Annotated in this window: 18 protein-coding genes and 1 tRNA gene; 8 read left to right on the top strand and 11 right to left on the bottom strand. The window is 67.1% G+C overall.

Annotated features, from left to right (window positions below; all coding sequences use genetic code 11):
- The first annotated feature begins 46 nt into the window (after positions 1 to 46).
- Positions 47 to 547: a hypothetical protein gene (locus ACW9TV_RS04295; RefSeq protein WP_494304620.1), complete on the top strand. Its 501-nt coding sequence runs from the start codon at positions 47 to 49 to the stop codon at positions 545 to 547.
- A gap of 73 nt (positions 548 to 620) precedes the next feature.
- On the opposite strand, the gene infC is transcribed toward ACW9TV_RS04295, so the two are convergent.
- From infC to ACW9TV_RS04265, 6 genes are all read right to left on the bottom strand, one after another.
- Complete coding sequence (gene infC / locus ACW9TV_RS04290; RefSeq protein ID WP_494304619.1) at positions 621 to 1,166, bottom strand: translation initiation factor IF-3; 546 nt, start codon at positions 1,164 to 1,166, stop codon at positions 621 to 623.
- Between the two features lie 84 nt (positions 1,167 to 1,250).
- Positions 1,251 to 2,123, bottom strand: coding sequence for a pirin family protein (locus ACW9TV_RS04285; RefSeq protein WP_494304618.1), 873 nt, complete (start codon positions 2,121 to 2,123; stop codon positions 1,251 to 1,253).
- Positions 2,124 to 2,181: 58 nt separating this feature from the next.
- The gene (gene scpA / locus ACW9TV_RS04280; protein WP_494304617.1) at positions 2,182 to 4,341 is read right to left on the bottom strand and encodes a methylmalonyl-CoA mutase; all 2,160 of its coding nucleotides are present in this window, start codon (positions 4,339 to 4,341) and stop codon (positions 2,182 to 2,184) included.
- A gap of 177 nt (positions 4,342 to 4,518) precedes the next feature.
- Positions 4,519 to 4,650: a hypothetical protein gene (locus tag ACW9TV_RS04275; protein ID WP_494304616.1), complete on the bottom strand. Its 132-nt coding sequence runs from the start codon at positions 4,648 to 4,650 to the stop codon at positions 4,519 to 4,521.
- 46 nt (positions 4,651 to 4,696) lie between these two features.
- Positions 4,697 to 4,957 carry a translation initiation factor IF-1 gene (infA, locus tag ACW9TV_RS04270; RefSeq protein WP_494304615.1) on the bottom strand — a complete coding sequence of 87 codons (261 nt, stop codon included), beginning with the start codon at positions 4,955 to 4,957 and terminating at the stop codon, positions 4,697 to 4,699.
- A gap of 8 nt (positions 4,958 to 4,965) precedes the next feature.
- On the bottom strand, positions 4,966 to 5,172 hold the full coding sequence (locus tag ACW9TV_RS04265) for a cold-shock protein (RefSeq protein WP_494304614.1): 207 nt from the start codon (positions 5,170 to 5,172) through the stop codon (positions 4,966 to 4,968).
- A 276-nt stretch (positions 5,173 to 5,448) separates the two neighbouring features.
- Here ACW9TV_RS04265 and ACW9TV_RS04260 point away from each other — a divergent pair, with 276 nt between their 5' ends.
- The gene (locus ACW9TV_RS04260) at positions 5,449 to 6,840 is read left to right on the top strand and encodes a serine hydrolase domain-containing protein (protein WP_494304613.1); all 1,392 of its coding nucleotides are present in this window, start codon (positions 5,449 to 5,451) and stop codon (positions 6,838 to 6,840) included.
- 7 nt (positions 6,841 to 6,847) lie between these two features.
- On the opposite strand, the gene ACW9TV_RS04255 is transcribed toward ACW9TV_RS04260, so the two are convergent.
- Genes ACW9TV_RS04255 through ACW9TV_RS04240 form a run of 4 tightly spaced genes read right to left on the bottom strand, consistent with a single transcriptional unit; the run spans position 6,848 to position 11,004 of the window.
- Positions 6,848 to 7,873: an enoyl-CoA hydratase/isomerase family protein gene (locus ACW9TV_RS04255; RefSeq protein ID WP_494304612.1), complete on the bottom strand. Its 1,026-nt coding sequence runs from the start codon at positions 7,871 to 7,873 to the stop codon at positions 6,848 to 6,850.
- Positions 7,870 to 8,334, bottom strand: coding sequence for a PaaI family thioesterase (locus ACW9TV_RS04250; protein WP_494304611.1), 465 nt, complete (start codon positions 8,332 to 8,334; stop codon positions 7,870 to 7,872). Before ACW9TV_RS04250 ends, ACW9TV_RS04255 begins: the two co-directional genes overlap by 4 nt.
- Complete coding sequence (gene murI / locus ACW9TV_RS04245; protein WP_494304610.1) at positions 8,335 to 9,129, bottom strand: glutamate racemase; 795 nt, start codon at positions 9,127 to 9,129, stop codon at positions 8,335 to 8,337.
- A gap of 48 nt (positions 9,130 to 9,177) precedes the next feature.
- Positions 9,178 to 11,004, bottom strand: coding sequence for a PHA/PHB synthase family protein (locus tag ACW9TV_RS04240; RefSeq protein ID WP_494304609.1), 1,827 nt, complete (start codon positions 11,002 to 11,004; stop codon positions 9,178 to 9,180).
- A gap of 152 nt (positions 11,005 to 11,156) precedes the next feature.
- Between ACW9TV_RS04240 and ACW9TV_RS04235 the strand changes: the two genes are divergently transcribed.
- The 6 genes from ACW9TV_RS04235 (at position 11,157) to ACW9TV_RS04210 (ending at position 17,107) form a co-directional block, all read left to right on the top strand.
- On the top strand, positions 11,157 to 11,345 hold the full coding sequence (locus ACW9TV_RS04235) for a hypothetical protein (protein WP_494304608.1): 189 nt from the start codon (positions 11,157 to 11,159) through the stop codon (positions 11,343 to 11,345).
- Positions 11,346 to 11,483: 138 nt separating this feature from the next.
- Positions 11,484 to 12,692, top strand: a complete 1,209-nt coding sequence (locus ACW9TV_RS04230) for an LL-diaminopimelate aminotransferase (protein WP_494304607.1) — start codon at positions 11,484 to 11,486, stop codon at positions 12,690 to 12,692.
- A gap of 124 nt (positions 12,693 to 12,816) precedes the next feature.
- Positions 12,817 to 14,121 (top strand): homoserine dehydrogenase, encoded by a 1,305-nt coding sequence (locus ACW9TV_RS04225; RefSeq protein WP_494304606.1) that lies wholly within the window; start codon positions 12,817 to 12,819, stop codon positions 14,119 to 14,121.
- A gap of 91 nt (positions 14,122 to 14,212) precedes the next feature.
- Positions 14,213 to 15,145, top strand: a complete 933-nt coding sequence (gene glpX / locus ACW9TV_RS04220; protein WP_494305029.1) for a class II fructose-bisphosphatase — start codon at positions 14,213 to 14,215, stop codon at positions 15,143 to 15,145.
- 42 nt (positions 15,146 to 15,187) lie between these two features.
- Entirely contained in the window at positions 15,188 to 16,966 is a 1,779-nt protein-coding gene (gene recJ / locus ACW9TV_RS04215) for a single-stranded-DNA-specific exonuclease RecJ (RefSeq protein ID WP_494304605.1), read from the top strand.
- Positions 16,967 to 17,031: 65 nt separating this feature from the next.
- Positions 17,032 to 17,107: transfer RNA gene (locus tag ACW9TV_RS04210), tRNA-Glu, on the top strand.
- A 370-nt stretch (positions 17,108 to 17,477) separates the two neighbouring features.
- On the opposite strand, the gene ACW9TV_RS04205 is transcribed toward ACW9TV_RS04210, so the two are convergent.
- Positions 17,478 to 18,023, bottom strand: coding sequence for a TetR/AcrR family transcriptional regulator (locus ACW9TV_RS04205; RefSeq protein WP_494304604.1), 546 nt, complete (start codon positions 18,021 to 18,023; stop codon positions 17,478 to 17,480).
- Positions 18,024 to 18,055: the final 32 nt, after the last annotated feature.

Raw genomic sequence — 18,055 nt, 5'->3', positions numbered from 1 at the left:
GTCGAGCGGCAAGTCAGACAGGGCCGCCGCCGCCGCCGGAGAGCGAATGACCGATCCCGCCCTGCCCTATCTGATCATCCACCTGTCGCTGGGGGTGCTGGGGCTGGCGCTGGCAGGCGGGCTGTTCCGCCATCCGAAACGGGCGTTGCTGCGGATGCAGATCTGGCTGGTGGCGCTGCTGTCGGCGCTTGCCCCGCGGCTGCTGTTCGAAAGCGGCAACTGGCCCGACCTTTCGCGGAAGGCCGAGGCTGCGATCATCCTGCTTTCGCTGCTGATGGCGCTGTTGCCGCGCCGGTTCGCCGGCGCGCTGGCGGCACTGGCGCTGGGCGCGCTGTGGATCGCGCTGGGGGCCGCTTCGCTGCGGCACGGCACGCCGCTGACGCCGCCACTGGCGCTGAAGGCGATGCTGACGGGCGGGCTGGTGCTGCTGTTGCCGCGGGAGCGGACAAGCCGTTGGCGGCAGGGCGCGATCCTGCTGCCGCTGGCGCTGTGCGCGGGGATCGGCCTTTTCCCCGATCCGTTCCGGACCGATTCTTTCCGGGTTTGAGGGGGACAGCAAAAGGCCGGCCCGGTGTTTCCCGAGCCGGCCTCCCTCCCTCAAACCGGGTGTGCTTGCGCGCTCAGACGGGCTTGGGCGCCATGATCATGAGCATCTGCCGGCCTTCCATGCGCGGCAGGGCTTCGATCTTCGCATATTCGATGCTGTCGTCGCGGACACGTTCCAGGAGCTTCAGGCCGAGCTGGCCGTGGGCCAGTTCGCGGCCGCGGAAGCGAAGCGTGAGCTTCACCTTGTCACCCTCTTCGATGAATTTCTTCACCGACTTCATCTTCGTTTCATAATCATGATCGTCGATGTTGGGGCGCATCTTGATCTCCTTGATCTCCTGCACCCGCTGGGTTTTCCGCGCGGCGGCGGCCTTTTTCTGGGTTTCGTACTTGAACTTGCCCACGTCCAGAAACTTGCAGACCGGCGGGTCCGCGTTGGGGCTGACTTCCACAAGATCCAGGCCCACTTCCTGCGCCATGGCGAAGGCCTCGCGGGTGTACATCACCCCGATATTCTCGCCATTCTCGTCGATCACGCGCACCTTGGGCACGGTGATCCATTCATTGTAGCGCGGTCCGTTCAACGGCTGGGGGGCTGGCCCGATCGGGCGCCTCGACATCGGCGGTCTTATGGTCGTCTCTCCTCGAAGGTGATTCCTGAACCCCCAATGTAGAGAATCGCAGGGGCAAAGCAAAGGCCGCCCCTACTCCGGCAGGGGAATAAACGCCACCTCGCCCGGAATTTCGGGCCAGCGGCCGCCGAAGGGGCCCGCTTTCCACTCCGCCTTTGCCGCGTCGATCAGGGATTGTTCGCTGGCGACGAGGTTCCACCAGATGAGGCGGGGACCATCCATCGGCGCGCCGCCCAGCAGCATCACCCGGCTGGGTTCGACCGCCCGGAAACTGGCTTCTCCGCCCCCGTCGGGCAGGACGATCATCGTGCCCGCCCGCACATCCTCGCCCGTACCCAGCGTGACATGGCCCTGCGCCACATAGATGGCGCGCTCGGCATGTTCGGGCGGCAGGTGGACGGTGGCGCCGGGCGCCGCCTCCACATCGATGTAGAAGCAGGGGTGGCCGAACTTCACCGGCGAGACGGCGCCGAAGGCGGTGCCTGCGATCAGAGTGCGGCGCGCGCCGTCGATGGCGATGGAGGGCAGCGTATCAGCCGGATGATGCACGAAGTCCGGCGGGCCCTGCTCGTCGGCCTTCGGCAAGGCCACCCAACTCTGGATGCCGTGCAGCCTGTGGCCGGCGGCGCGCAGATCGGGCGGGGTGCGTTCCGAATGCGCGATGCCGCGCCCGGCCGTCATCCAGTTCACCGCGCCGGGGCCGATATCCAGATCGGAGCCCAGCGAATCGCGGTGGTGGATGCGGCCTTCGAACAGATAGGTGACGGTGGCAAGACCGATATGGGGATGCGGGCGGACATCCATGCCGGTGCCGGGCGCGAAATCGGCCGGGCCGATATGATCGAAGAAGATGAAGGGGCCGACCATGCGACGGCTATGGTGCGGCAGCAGGCGGCCGACCGTGAAGCCGCCGAGATCCCGGGGCTTGCTGTCGATCCTGAACATGGTCGATCCTCCTCCGTCGGCTGTCTGCCCGCCCCCCGCGCGGGGGGCGAGGCCGGGCCTATTGCGCGATTTCCGCCGTCGCGCCTGCGGGGGGCATGTTGTGGCCCAGCAGGCGCAGCACGTCTGCGGCGCATTCCACCACGTTGGAGCCGGGGCCGTAGATGCCCTGCACGCCCGCATCGCGGAGGAAATCATAATCCTGCGGCGGGATCACGCCACCGGCGATCACCTTGATGTCGGTGCGGCCGGCGGCCTTCAGGCCGCGGATCAGTTCGGGGATCAGGGTCTTGTGGCCGGCCGCCAGCGAGGAGGCGCCGACCACGTCCACGCCGGATTCCAGCGCCAGCACCACGGTTTCGTCCGGCGTCTGGAAGAGAGGGCCGGAGACGACGTCGAAGCCCATGTCGCCGAAGGCCGAGGCGATGACGTTGGCGCCGCGATCATGGCCATCCTGCCCCATCTTGGCGACGAGCAGTTTCGGCTTGCGGCCAAGGCGGCGTTCGACGGCCTTCACGCCCTCGACCACCTGCGCCCAGCGGCTGTCGCCTTCGTAAGGGGCGGAATAGACGCCCTTCACCGGGGTGGGGACGGTGGCGTAGCGGGCGAAGCTGTCTTCCATCGCGGCGGAAATCTCGCCCAGGGTCGCGCGGGCGCGGGCGGCTTCGACGGCGAGCGCCAGCAGGTTGTTTTCGAGGGAAGCGGGGGCGGCGGCGCCCCGGCGCAGCGCTTCGAGCGCGGCGTCGCACGCGGCCTGATCGCGGCTTGCCTTCACCTTGTTGATGCGGGCGATCTGGGCTTCGCGGACCTTCGTGTTGTCCACCTCCAGCGTTTCCAGCAGGTCTTCGTTGGCGAGGCGATATTTATTGACGCCCACGATCACGTCGTCGCCCCGGTCCACGCGGGCCTGGCGGGCGGCGGCGGCTTCCTCGATCATGGCCTTGGGCCAGCCCGCCGCCACGGCCTTCGCCATGCCGCCTTCGGCTTCCACGCGTTCGATGATCTCCCACGCCTTGTCGACGAGTTCCTGCGTGAGCGCCTCGATGTAGTAGCTGCCGCCGAGCGGATCGACGACCTTCGTCATGCCCGTCTCTTCCTGCAGGATGATCTGGGTGTTGCGGGCGATCCGGGCGGAGAAATCGGTGGGCAGCGCGATGGCTTCATCCAACGCATTCGTGTGCAGCGACTGGGTGCCGCCCAGCATGGCGGCCATCGCCTCCACCGTGGTGCGGATGACATTGTTGTAGGGGTCCTGCTCCGTCAGGGAGACGCCTGACGTCTGGCAGTGGGTGCGCAGCATCTTCGAGCGTTCGTCCTTCGCGCCGAGGTTCGTCATCACCCGGTGCCAGAGCACGCGGGCGGCGCGGAGCTTGGCGACTTCCATGAAGAAGTTCATGCCGATGGCGAAGAAGAAGGAGAGGCGGCCGGCGAACTGGTCGATGTCGAGGCCGGAGGCGACGCCGTAGCGCACATATTCCGCGCCGTCGGCGATGGTGAAGGCCAGTTCCTGCACCTGCGTCGCGCCGGCTTCCTGCATGTGGTAGCCGGAGATGGAGATGGAGTTGAACTTCGGCATCTCCCGGCTGGTGTAGCCGAAGATGTCCGAGATGATCCGCATCGAGGGTTCGGGCGGGTAGATGTAGGTGTTGCGGACCATGAACTCCTTCAGGATGTCGTTCTGGATGGTGCCGTCCAGCAATTTCCTGTCGACGCCCTGTTCTTCCCCGGCGACGATGAAGAAGGCGAGGATGGGGATCACGGCGCCGTTCATCGTCATCGAGACGGACATCTGATCGAGCGGGATGCCGTCGAACAGGATCTTCATGTCCTCAACGCTGTCGATCGCGACGCCTGCCTTGCCGACATCGCCGACCACGCGGGGGTGATCCGAATCATAGCCGCGGTGGGTGGCGAGATCGAAGGCGACGGAGAGGCCCTTCTGGCCCGCGGCGAGGTTGCGGCGGTAGAAGGCGTTGGATTCCTCGGCCGTGGAGAAGCCCGCATACTGGCGGATCGTCCAGGGGCGGCCGGCATACATGCTGGCGCGGACGCCGCGGGTGAAGGGGGCGAAGCCGGGAAGGCCTGGATCGCCGGCGACATCGGCGGCCGTGTAGAGCGGCTTCACGACGATGCCTTCGGGCGTGTGCCAGTTGAGATCCTTGCCCTTCACCTCTTTCGAGGCCAGCTTTTCCCAATCGGCAAGGGTGGGTTCGTTCGCCATCACACAATCTCCTGTCGCGCACGGCCTTGGCCCGCGCGGGGCTCCTGTCGCGCACGGCCATGGCCCGCGCGGGGAAAAAGTGTCAATCGCAGGAATGCGAGGGTGCTTGCGGGTCCGGCGGCGTTTGCTGCCCGCCGATGCAGAAAGGGCCGGGGTTCGCACCCCGGCCCTTTCGGTTCAGTCCACCATCTCGGCGACGAGCCGGCGCAGGTCGCGGCGGCTGATCAGCGGGAGGGACGAGCGCGGCGCGGCCAGTTTGGCCGGCGCGCGGGGCCCGGCCAGGGCCGGGCGGGTCATTTGAATCTGCATAGATCTTTCAATGGCGCCTGTTCGCGCCTGTTTTTTCACGTTGGGGTCAGCGGCGGAAATTGCCCCGCCTGGGGCCGCCGCCGCCAACCGTCTTTTCCCGGAATATGATCCGGCCTTTTTCGAGATCGTAGGGAGTCATCTCTACGATCACCTTGTCGCCCACGACCGAGCGGATGCGGAATTTCCGCATCTTGCCGGCCGTGTAGGCGATGATCCGATGGTCGTTTTCCAGACGGACGGCGAACCGTCCGTCCGGCAGCACTTCCTCGATTTCCCCATCCAGGGTCAGAAGTTCTTCCTTCGCCATCCTGATCCTCAGGCGAGCTTCAGGTTCACGGCCGCGGTCTTGCCGCGACGGTCCTGCTCGAGCTCGTAGGTCACGCGCTGATCGCGATCGAGGGTTGCGATGCCCGACCGTTCGAGCGCGGTGATGTGCACGAAGGCATCACCCGAGCCGTCTTCGGGGGCGATGAAACCATAGCCCTTGTCGGCGTTGAAGAATTTCACGGTACCCGTAATCATGTTCTGTCCTTTCAAGACATAGCCATGCGACCGGACAATCCGGCAGCAGTTGATGCGATGAAAGGAAGGCGATGCGGCTAGGGGGAGGCGGAAGATTCCGGAGGGAATCGCGCGCTCCGACAGACTGTAAAGCTTCGTCTCAACGACGTCGGCATGCCCTACATGGACGTTCGGGGCCCGAATTGCAAGGTGCGGCCTGACCGAGGGGCGACTTTGCGGCGGAACGGGCGATCCGGCATCTGGCGTGGCGGCTGCCCCGCCGCTAGGCTTCTGCGCATGCGCCTGATCCCCCACGCCACCGCCATCGCCCTTCTGCTGCTGACCGGATGCGGACAGGTGAAGGAGACGATGGAGGCCGCGCCCATCGCCGCCGGGCTTGTCGCGCGGACGATGTGCACGGCGGTGTTCGTGCAGGGGCGGACGGAGGAGGATGTGCGCCCCCATGAACTGGGATCCACGCTGGACGAGCGGCTGGGCTGGTTCAAGACGCGCATCGACCGGGAAAAGGGCGAGGTGACCGCCGGCCTTGCAGGCCTGGATTTCATGATGGCGGGCCACACGCCGGGCCTTGGCTGCGCCGTGGCGCGGCCCGGCAAGGGAGCGGGCCGGCCGGTTCAGCTGACGCCCGATCCGCGCCCCTGGCCGGACGGCGATTCCCTTTCCGCCGACCCGCCCGCAATCATCGATGCAAAGGCGCTGGATCTTGCCATCGCCGACGCCTTCAGGCCGGGCAGCTATGGCAATCCGGCCGTGGATCCGGTGACGCGATCCGTCATCATCGTTCACCAGGGCCGGCTGATCCGGTCGGTGAGCGCGCGGGGCTTCACGGGGCTGACGCCGCAATATTCCGCATCGATGGCGAAGACGGTTTCGGCTGCGCTGGTGGGCATCCTGGCGGCGGAGGGCCGGCTGGATCCGGCGGACGCCGACCTGCTGCCGGAATGGCGCGCAACGCCGGATGACCCGCGCCGGGCGATCCGCATCGATCATCTGCTGAACATGGAATCGGGCCTGGACTTCAACGAGGATTATGGCGCGGGCGGCGATCCGGCGCGGATGCTCTATGCTGAGAATTCCGCTGCGCTGTTCGCCGCCGCCAAGCCGAAGCGGGAGGCCCCGGGCGCGCGCTGGTATTATTCGAGCGGCGACACCAACATCCTGATGCGGGTGGCCCGGCTGAAATCCGGGCTGCCGGCCGACGCCTGGAACGCCTTTCCCCGGACCGCGCTGTTCGCCCCGATGAACCTGCGCTCCGCCCTGTTCGAGCAGGACGCGGAAGGCGATTTCATCGGGTCCACCTTCGTCTTCATGGGCGCGCTGGACTGGGCGCGCTTTGGCCTGATGCTGGCCGACGGCGGGCAGTATCAGGGCCGGCAGATCGTGCCGGCAGACTGGGTGGCCCGCATGTCCACCCCCACGGCGCTGTCAGCCGGGCGCTATTCCACCCAGACCTGGTTCCGGGGCGGGGTGCCGGGGCAGAAGGCGCGCACGATGGAACTGGCCGGGTTCGGCGGCCAGTATGTGACGATCGTGCCCGAAACCCGCACCGTGATCGTGCGGCTGGGCTTCCAGCCGGACAGGAGCGCCTGGGATCAGGAACGCTTCCTGACGCGGGTGTTCAAGGCGCTGGGGGTGACGGCGCCGGCGGCGAACCGGAAGGAGGACTGAGCCGCCCTCAGTCGAAGCGCAGATCGCCCCATTCGGGCTCGACCAGATAAGGCGCGATGTCCACATCCTCCAGCCGGGCCGGGCTCCACTTCGGTGAGCGGTCCTTGTCGATCAGCTGGGCGCGGACGCCTTCGTAGAAATCATGGCCCTGCTTGATGGCCGAGACCATGCGATATTCGAGCTTCAGGCACTGTTCGATGCTGGCCCCCTCCCCCGCGCGGAGGGCGTGGAGGGTGAGCTTCAGCGAGGTCGGGCTCATCCGGCGGATGGTGGCGGCTTGTTCCTGCGCCCAGTCGTCGCCGTCATCCAGAAGGGAGAGGATGTCTTCCACCTGGTTCTGGCTGAACAGGTAATCGATGCCGTCGCGCAGGGCCGGCAGGGTGAGGGGGCCGGGATCGCTGTCGAACGTGGCGAGCACTTCGGCCACGCTTTCATGGCTGTTCGCCAGCCGTTCCTTCAGGGCTGGGATTTCGGCGGACGGCACGAAATGGGTGCAATAGCCGATGGCGACGCAGTCGCCGCCCCTCACCCGCGCGCCCGTGAGGCCTGCCCAGGTGCCGAATTCGCCGGGGAAGCGCGGCAGGGCATGGGTGCCGCCCACATCCGGGATCAGGCCGATCCCGGTTTCGGGCATGGCGAACAGCGTGCGTTCCGTCGCCACGCGATAGGGGGCGTGGACGGAAATGCCGACGCCGCCGCCCATGCTGATGCCATCCACCAGCGCCACATAGGGCTTGGGATAATGGGCGATGGCCTGGTTCATGCGATATTCGTCGTGGAAGAAGCCCTGAAAATCGGGGGAGCCCGCCTTGCCGTCGCGGTGCATGGCGACGACGTCTCCGCCGGCGCAGAAGGCCTTGCCGCCCGCGCCTTCGACGACCACGGCCTGGACATCATCGTCCATCGCCCAGTCCATCAACTGGCGGTGCAGCGCGATGCACATGGTCCGGGTGAGCGCGTTGAGCGCCTGCGGGCGGTTCAGCGTGACCAGGCCGATGCGGCCCTGCTTCGCGAACAGGATTTCGTCGGTCATTCGGGTTTCACCTTTCCGTCTGCGCCTGCGAACAGGCCGGGGCCGTCCACGTCGATCACCATGCAGCTTGTGGTCAGCCGCGCCAGCAGCTTTCCCTTCTGATCCAGCATGTCGGCCTCCGCGAAGCTGATGGTGCGGCCGAGCTTCAGGACGCGACCTTCGAACAGGAAGGTTTCGCCCACGCGGGCCGGACCGAAGAAGCTGACCTTGAATTCGATGGTGGGCACGCCGACGCGGCGGCCGCTTCTGGCGATGACGGCGGTCGCGGCGGCGTCGTCCAGCGCGGTGGTGATGATGCCGCCCTGGAGGTTGCCCATCGGATTGCAGAATTCGGGCCGGGCGACCATGCGGAGGCGGGTGGTGCCGGCTTCCTGGTTGATGGCTTCCAGTTCGAGGCCGAGGAGCGCCGTGGTCGGCGCCTTTCTCGATCGCATCCTTTGAAGCAGTTCGGCGTCGTCCATCTAGAGCCCTTCGATGCTGGTGAGGCCGAAGCCGTGCAATGCGGGGACGAGCGGCGCAAGCCCTTCTGTTCCGCCTGTGAAGATGGCGCGGCCGGGCGGCCGGGGCCGGGGCCATTCGACGCCGTCCAGCAGATGGGCGCAGCGGCGGGCGATTCCCGCTGCCCCGTGGACGAAGCGCAGGGGGCGGGGGGCGACGGCCGCCAGTTCGGCTTCGACCAGCGGGAAATGGGTGCAGGCGAGCACGACGATGTCCATCCTGTCTCCGCCGGACTGGGCGAGAAGGCCATCGAGGGCGGCACGATAGACGGACGCGGGCACGGATTCACCGCGCAGCTTCGCCTCTGCCGCGGCGACGAGGGCGGACGAGCCGTGCTTCAGCACGGTGCAATCGGCCGCGAATCGGGCCGAGAGATCCGCGACATAGGGCTGCCGCACGGTGGCTTCGGTGCCGAGAACGCCGATCACGCGGGTTTCGCTAAGTTCCGCAGCGGGCTTGATGGCGGGGACGGTGCCCACCACCGGCACGTCGAGAACCGGGCGGACATGGCCGAGCGCAATGGTGGAGGCGGTGTTGCAGGCGATGACGATGAGCGACGGGCGGATTCGTTCGGCCAGCCGCCCGAGCAGCCCGGCGACACGGGCGGACACCTCCGCCTCGCCCTTGGTGCCATAGGGGTAGCCGGCGGAATCGGCGCAATAGACGATGGGGGCATCGGGCAGTTTCGCGGTGACGGCGGACAGGACGGAAAGGCCGCCGACGCCGGAATCGAGGAACAGGATGGGGCCGGCGGACATGCGGCTGCCCTAGGCCGGATTTCCCGCGCGGGCCAGCGGGGACCTCGTTCAGGCGATGCGCTGCTTCACATAGCGGCCCGGCGCGGGTTCGATGGCCGGGAAGCCTTTCGCCTTGCCCGGCACGCGGGCCTTCACCTGCCCGCCGGAGCGCGGGGCGATCCAGGCGATCCAGTCGGGCCACCAGCTGCCCTTCACTTCGGTGGCCGCCTTCTGGAACGCGTCCGCCGTATCCGGGGTTTCGACGCCCGCGGGCAGGATCCAGTGCTGATATTTCATCGCGGCCGGCGGATTCACCACCCCGGCGATATGGCCCGAGCCCGCGAGCATGAAGCGATGTTCCCCCGAGAAGGCCTTCGTCAGCTTGAAGCAGCTTTTCAGCGGCGCGATGTGATCATCCCGCCCGGCCTGGATGTAGGCCGGTGTCTGCACGGCCTTGAGATCGATGGGCACGCCATGCACCACGATGCCGCCGGGCTGGATCAGCTTGTTGTCCCGGTAGAGGCCGCCCAGATATTCGCGCATGAAGCGACCAGGGACATTGGTGGGATCGGAATTCCAGTAGAGCAGATCGAAGGGGGTATATTCCTTTCCCTTCAGATAGTTGTTGACGACATAATTCCACATGAGATCGGTGGGACGCAGCAGGTTGAAGGTGGTGGCCAGCCAGCGGCCATCCAGATAGCCCTGCTTCGAGGCGAGCTGGTCCACCGTATCCAGCATCGTGGGCGTGACGAAGTTCAGCAGGTCGCCCGCGTCGGTGAAATCAACCTGCGCGGTGAAGAAGGTGGCCGAGCGCACCTTTTCCGCCTGACCCGTGGCGGCCATGTAGGCGAGCGTGGCGGCCAGCACGGTGCCGGCGACGCAATAGCCGATGACATGAGTGGCCGGCGCGCCGGAGGCCTTCAGCACGAGATCGATCGCCTGAAGCTCCCCCTCGGTCACATAATCCTCGAGGCCGATGTCCTTCAGGTCTTCGGAGCCCTGCGCCCAGGACACGACATAGACCGAGAGGCCCTGTTCCACGGCCCAGCGGATGAAGCTTTTTTCCGCCGTCAGGTCGAGGATGTAGAATTTGTTGATCCAGGGCGGAAAGATCAGCAGCGGGATCTCGTGCACCTTTTCGGTGGTGGGGGCGTAGTGGATCAACTGGAACAGCCGCCCTTCCCACACCACCTGCCCCGGTGTCGCGGCGACGTTGCGGCCCACTTCGAAGGCGGCCTCGTCCGTCATGGTCAGCTTGCCGCGCTTCATGTCGTCAAGCAGGTGATTGAGGCCCTCCAGCAGGCTTTCGCCATCGGTCGCGCGGGCCTCCGCCAGCACTTCCGGGTTCAGCGCGGCGAAATTCGCGGGGCTGATGGCATCGACGAACTGACGGGCCTGAAAGGCGAGCTGGCGCCGCTCGGGTTCCGGCAGCGCCTCGAAGGCGCCCAGCCCTTCGCTGACATAGTGGCTGAACAGCAGGTAGCTTTTCCGCACGAGATCGAACACCGGGGCGGACTCCCACGCCTCTCCCTGGAAGCGCCTGTCGGTCTTGCGGGCGGCGGGCGGCACCGAATCAGCGGCGGATCCGTCAGCGGGCTTCAGGAAGCCCGACCAGAGCTTCATGACATCCGTCCAGTAATCGATGCCGACCTTCGCCAGCTTTGCCGGATCGGCGGCGGACCAGGCCCGGGCCCAGTCTTCCCACTGCCCCATCAGGCGGGCCATCGCCTCTGCGTCGGGCGTGGCGGCGGACAGCGCGCCGCCCTGACCCGTCCAGAATTCCAGCATCATCTGCTGGGCCTTTCCGGCCACTTCCGTCATCCGTTCGAACTGATCGACGGCATCCGCCCCGCCCTGTGCCTGATTCCGTGCGCCGTCGTCTGACTGTTTCATGGTATCCGCTGTCTCCCGCCTGGGCAGATTGCAGCGGCGATGCGGGCGGCGCAAGCGCCGCAGTCTCCGATTCATCTTGGCGGCCTGCGGGTATCTGCGCTAAATGTGCAAAGCCGCTCCGGGGGGGATCGGCACAGGTGGGAGCATGTAGCATGCAGAAAATGATCGCCATGGGCGCCGTCGCGGCAGCCGCCCTCGGGTTTGCTATGGCCGTATCCGCCCAGACACCGCCGCCGACCAACGAGGCAACGGGGCTGCCCTATTGCAGCGCCAAGGTGAAGGATCGCTGCATCCAGAAATCCGACGTCAAGCGCGCGAAGGCCGCCGCCAAGGCCGGCTGAGCTGCCCTGCCCGGGGCGGCTTGCCCCGGGTTGCCATGTCCATGTGGATGGATGAAGGCGGGCCCCGGGGAAACCGGGCTCGCCTTTTTTCCGTTTTGGGGCCATGGCAACAGGGCCCACTGCCAGATGGACATGAACATGGACGAAGACTTCTATCGCATCCGTCGCCTGCCGCCCTATGTGATCGCGGAAGTGAACGGGATGCGCGCGGCCGCGCGGGCCCGGGGCGAGGACATCATCGACCTGGGCATGGGCAACCCAGACCTGCCGCCGCCGCCCCATGTGATCGAGAAGCTGTGCGAAGTGGCGATGAAACCGGATGCGCACGGCTATTCCGCATCCAAGGGCATCCCCGGCCTGCGGCGCGCCCAGGCGAATTACTATGCCCGCCGTTTCGGGGTGGACGTGGACCCGGAAACCGAAGTCGTCGTCACCATGGGTTCGAAGGAAGGGCTGGCGAGCCTGGCCACCGCGATCACGGCCCCCGGCGACGTGGTGCTGGCGCCCAACCCCAGCTATCCCATCCACACCTTCGGCTTCATCATCGCGGGCGCCACGATCCGCGCCGTGCCGACCACGCCCGACGAGCGCTATTTCGAGAGCCTGGACCGGGCGATGAAGTTCACCGTGCCGCGCCCGTCGGTGCTGGTGGTGAACTATCCTTCGAACCCCACCGCCGAAACCGTCGAGCTGCCCTTCTATGAGCGGCTGGTGGAATGGGCGCGGGAGAACAAGGTGTGGATCCTTTCCGACCTTGCCTATTCCGAGCTCTACTTCGACGGCAAGCCGACGCCTTCGATCCTGCAGGTGAAGGGCGCGAAAGATGTGGCGATCGAGTTCACCTCGCTTTCCAAGACCTATTCGATGGCCGGCTGGCGGGTGGGATTCGCGGTGGGCAACCGCAAGCTGATCGCCGCCATGACACGGGTGAAATCCTATCTGGACTATGGCGCCTTCACGCCCATCCAGGCGGCCGCCTGCGCCGCCCTGAACGGGCCGCAGGACATCGTGGAGCAGAACCGCGCCCTGTATCACAAGCGGCGCGACGTGCTGGTGGAGAGCTTCGGCCGGGCGGGCTGGGAAATCCCCTCGCCGCGGGCCTCGATGTTCGCCTGGGCGCCGCTGCCGCCGGCGCTGACGCATCTGGGCAGCCTGGAATTTTCCAAGCAGTTGCTGACGCATGCGGGTGTCGCCGTCGCGCCGGGCGTGGGCTATGGCGAGGAGGGCGAAGGCTTTGTCCGGATCGCCATGGTGGAAAACGAGCAGCGGCTGCGGCAGGCGGCGCGCAACGTGCGCAGGTATCTGCAGTCCATGGGCGTGAACACGCCGACCCAGGCGAACGGCTGACCCTTCGGCGGCCCGTTGCGTCTCCGCCATGGCTCTTCACCATGGCGGGGGGTTCCCTAAGGCGGCAACTTCCGGCAAGGCCCGCTGACATGAACGAACGGAAAATGTGGGGCGCCGCACCAGCATGAGCAATGCAGAGCCGCTGAAAGTCGGGATTGCCGGGCTTGGGACCGTGGGCGCTGGCGTGGTGAAGCTGCTGGACGCCAATGCCGGGCTGATCGCGCGCCGGGCCGGGCGGCCGATCGTGGTCAGCGCGGTTTCCGCGCGCGACCGCCAGCGCGAGCGCGGCGTGGACCTTGCGCGCTTCGCCTGGGAGGATGACGCGACCGCGCTTTCCGCACGCGACGATGTGGATGTGGTGGTGGAGCTGGTGGGCGGGGCCGATGGCCCGGCACTGACGCTGGCGCGGGCGACGCTGCAGGCGCGCAAGCCCTTCGTGACCGCGAACAAGGCGATGCTGGCGCATCATGGCCTGCTGCTGGCGGAGCTGGCCGAGGCGGCCGCCGTGCCGCTGAAGTTCGAGGCCGCGGTGGCGGGCGGGATCCCGGTGATCAAGGGCCTGCGCGAGGGCGCGGCCGCGAACGAGCTTTCGGCCGTGACCGGCATCCTGAACGGCACCTGCAACTATATCCTGACCCGGATGGAGAAGGAGGGGCTGGAGTTCACCGACGTGCTGACGGACGCGCAGCGGCTGGGCTATGCCGAGGCGGACCCGACGTTCGACATCGACGGCATCGACGCCGCCCACAAGCTTTCGATCCTCTCGAGCCTGGCGTTCGGCACGCGCCCGGATTTCGTCGCGGTGGAGGTGGAAGGCATCCGCGACATCCGGCTGGCCGACATCCGGCAGGCGGCGGCCCTGGGCTTCAAGGTGCGGCTGACGGGGCTGGCGCAGGTGCTGGGCGATCAGCTGGTTCAGCGCGTTCACCCGACGCTGGTTCCGATGGGCCATCCGCTGGCGGCCGTGGAAGGCCCGCTGAACGCGGTTTCGGCCGAGGGCAATTTCGTGGGCCGCCTGTTCTTCATGGGCCGGGGCGCGGGCGAGGGGCCGACCGCATCCGCCGTTGTCGCCGATCTGATCGACGTGGCGCGCGGGGAATGTGGCCCCGCCTTCGCCATGCCGGCGATGGCGCTGGCCGGCCTTGCCCCCGCCGGGCCGGGGGCGCGGCAGGGCCGTTTCTATATCCGGCTGACGGTGGAGGACCGGCCCGGCGTGCTGGCCGACATCACGGCCGCGCTGCGCGACGCGGGCGTTTCGATCGAGAGCCTGATCCAGCCCGCACCCGCGCCCGACGGCACCGCCCTGGTGGTGATGCTGACGCACCATGTGGGCGAGCAGGCCGTGCGCCATGCCATCGACACCATGGCCGCCCTGCCGGCGAGCACCGGCGCCCCCCTGTTCATGCCGATCCTGGACGCAGACGGCTGATTCCGAAACGACCTAGCAGGAAAGACCGCACGTGACCGACCGCTCCCAGTTGAAGCCCAGCCAGGTTCTTGACCGCGTTCTCGTGCTGGAGATGGTGCGCGTGACCGAATATGCCGCCATCGCGGCCAGCCGCCTTGTGGGCCGCGGCGACGAGAAAGCTGCCGATGCCGCCGCCGTTGAGGCCATGCGCGATGCGCTGAACAAGCTGGCCTTCGACGGCACGGTGGTGATCGGCGAGGGCGAGAGGGACGAGGCGCCGATGCTGTTCATCGGGGAAAAGGTGGGATCGGCGCAGGGAACCGGGCCGAAGCTCGACATCGCGCTGGATCCGCTGGAGGGCACCACCATCACCGCGAAGGCCGGGCCGAACGCGCTGGCGGTGCTGGCAATCGCGGAGGAGGGCGGGCTTCTGTATGCGCCCGACGTCTATATGGAAAAGCTGGCGATCGGGCCGGGCTATGCCGACGGGCTGGTGAGCCTGAAGAAGACGGCGACGGAAAATGTGCAGGCGCTGGCGGCCGCCAAGGGCGTGGCCCCTTCCGAGATCAACGCCTGCGTGCTGGACCGGCCGCGCCATGAAGCGCTGATCCGGGAACTGCGCGCGATCGGCTGCGGAATCCACCTGATTCCCGACGGCGACGTGGCGGGCGTGATCGCGGTGACGAACCCAGATACGACCATCGACATCTACATGGGATCGGGCGGCGCGCCGGAAGGCGTGCTGGCGGCCGCTGCGCTGCGCTGCGTGGGCGGGCAGTTCGAAGGCAAGCTGATCTTCCGCAACGAGGACGAGAAGGCCCGCGCCCGCAAGATCGGCATCACGGACCTGGACCGGATCTACCGCCTGGAAGACCTGGCCAAGGGCGACGTGATCTTTGCGGCGACGGGCGTGACCGACGGCAGCCTGCTGGAAGGCGTGCGCCGCTACAAGACCGGACGGATCACCACCGAAAGCATCGTGATGCGCGCCAGCAGCGGCACCGTGCGGCGGGTGAAGGGCGACAGGCGCGGCGACCCGGCCTGAGCCGCGCTTGACACCCGGCGGCGCGCCGCCGACTTGAAGGCGATGGATTCCGTCTTCAATGTATCGCGTTCGGCCACGGGCCGGTCCTGGACATGGCGCGCGCGCCCGCTGCCGCTGGGCGAGGCCGACCGGCTGGGCGTCGATGAACTGGCGGCGCAACTGCTGCTGAGCCGGGGCTGCGCGCCCGCCGACATCGCGCGGACGCTGAAGCCGACCCTGCGGGACTGGCTGCCGGATCCCGCCATCTTCCGCGACATGGATGTGGTGGCGGGGCGGCTGGCCGACGCGGTGCAGCGGCACGAAAAGATCGTTCTGTTCGCCGACTATGACGTGGACGGCGCGACCTCGGCCGCCTTCCTGTGGCGGCATCTGCGGGCGCTGGGCGCGGATGTGACGCCCTATATCCCTGACCGCATCCTGGAAGGCTATGGCCCGTCTGCCGGCGCGCTGCTGGCGTTGCAGCAGGCGGGGGCGCAGCTGGTGCTGCTGCTGGATTGCGGCACCCAGGCATTCGGCCCGCTGGAAGCCGCGCGCGAGGCGAAGCTGGACCTGCTGGTGGTGGACCATCACAAGGCCTCCACCGCGCTGCCGCCGGCGCTGGGCATCGTGAACCCGAACCGGCTGGACGAAGTTGCGGACGCCTCGGCGCACGGCATGCTGTGCACCGCCGGGCTTGCCTTTCTGGTGGGTGTGGCGCTGAACCGGGAACTGCGGCGGCGCGGACATTTCGCGGGCGCGGCTGAGCCCAATCTTTCCGAATGGCTGGATATCGTGGCGCTGGGCACGGTGGCCGATGTGGTGCCGCTGCTGGGGTTGAACCGGGCGCTGGTTGCGCTTGGGCTGCGGCGCATGGCCGGCCGGCAATCGGTGGGGCTGACGGCGCTGGCCGACGTGGCAAGGCTGGACCGGGCGCCGAAGGCGGATGATCTTGGCTTTCACCTGGGTCCGCGCATCAATGCGGGCGGCCGCGTGGGACAGGCGGACCTTGGCGTGCGCCTGCTGGCGAGCGAAGACCGGGACGAGGCGGGCGCCATCGCGCTGGAGCTGGACCGTTTGAACCAGGAACGGCGCGCCATCGAGGCCGCCGTGACGGCGGAAGCACTGGCGCAGGCGCTGGAGACGCAGGCGAACAGCCCGGTGGCGGTTGTTTCCGGCCAGGGCTGGCACCCCGGCGTTGTGGGCATCGTGGCGGCGCGGGTGAAGGAGCGGCTGCATCGGCCGGCGCTGGTGCTGACCCTGGGCGAGGACGGGATCGCCAAGGGTTCGGGCCGATCGATTCCCGGCGTTGATCTGGGCGCTGCGATCCTGGCGGCGAAGGCACACGGGCTGATCCGCGAAGGCGGCGGACATGCAATGGCCTGCGGCGTGACGGTGGAGGCCGCGCAGCTGGATCGCTTTTCGGGCTGGCTGGCCGAGCATCTGGCGGAAGCCGTGGCCGCCGCCGGGAGCGAGCGGACGCTTTCGATCGACCTCGCGGTCGCGCCCCGCGCGGTGACGCCGGATCTTGCCCATGCGCTGGAAGCCTGCGGCCCCTACGGCCAGGCCTGGCCGGCACCGCGGGTCGCCGTGGGCCCGGTCAGGCTGCTGAAGTGCGATCCTGTCGGCCGGACGGAGCCGAAGACACATCTGCGATTCGTGGCGAGCGGCCCGGACGGCGGCCGGGTGGAAGGAATCGCCTTTCGCGCGCTGGAAGGGGAGCTGGGGCAGATGCTGATGGGGGCCGGAACGGAGCCGCTGCACCTGGCCGGGCGGGTGACGGCCGACGAATGGCAGGGCCGTGCGCGCGCGCAGTTGCAGCTGGAGGATGCGGCGCGGGCGTGAAAGCCGCGTGAACAATGCTTGACGCGGCAGCCGCCCGCCGCTAATCGGCCGCCTCCCGCAAGTACGGCCCCTTCGTCTAGCGGTCTAGGACGTCGCCCTTTCACGGCGAAAACACGGGTTCGAGTCCCGTAGGGGTCACCAGCAGCGCGTCCGGCAGGGTCCGTCGACGCTTCCAAACATACTGAAAACATGGCAAAAATGCCTCGACGTTGCCGAGGAAGCCACCTGAATAAACCCCTATTTGGGCCGAAAGTGAGCCCTTTTTGGGGGCCTCGTGAGTCGAGGGAAAGATGAGGCCCGAGTTGGCACTTGACCTGCATCCCGTTTCCTGGACAGTTTTGATCTGGAAGATTCCTGTTTAGGATTGCCAGAATACGTGTTCCGCCACGCGCGCACTTCATGCTTAAACCACATACAAATGCGGTCTCACCAGGCGGGCACAATCGTTCAGAAGATCCGATATTTCACCAGGCGAAAGCTGACCGGTCTCCTGCGGAATGGGGCGATGCGTTCAGTTTGATGACGATAAAACAGCCTGTGCCGTCAGCCGCTCTTCCTTCAGAACGCCGTTGAGGGCGATTGCCGACAATTGATCGATGATCTCGTCGACCGAGAGCGGGCCATCCGGCCGGTGCCAGCGCGCCACCCGCAGGATGATGCTCAGAATGGCGAAGGTGGCCATCCGCGTGTCCACATCGCGCAGGCTTCCCTCTGCCCGAATCTCTTCCAGCGTCTGGCGCAGGAAACTGGAATAGCCTGCCTTGCGTGCCTTCAGGTTCGCCGCATTCTCCGGGCTGAGGCTGGCGGTTTCCTCCAGGATGATCGTCAGCGGATTGCCGACAGGTGTCGTCACCTGCATCACGATCTGCAAATGCGATCTGACGATTGCGATCAACCGCTGCACGGGATCATCGATCAGCTTCGCGGGCTGGATCACCAGAAGTTCGAGCCGGTCCATGCTGAAGGACATCAGCGTGTAGAGCAATTCTTCCTTGCTCTGCACGAAATGATAGAGGCCGGCCTTCGTGATCCCGACGGCGTCGGCAATATTGCTCATCGATGTCGCGGCAAAACCCCGCGTACAGAACA

The sequence above is a fragment of the Sandaracinobacter sp. T42 genome, assembly GCF_059115405.1.
This window is presented reverse-complemented; position numbering and strand designations above follow the sequence as displayed.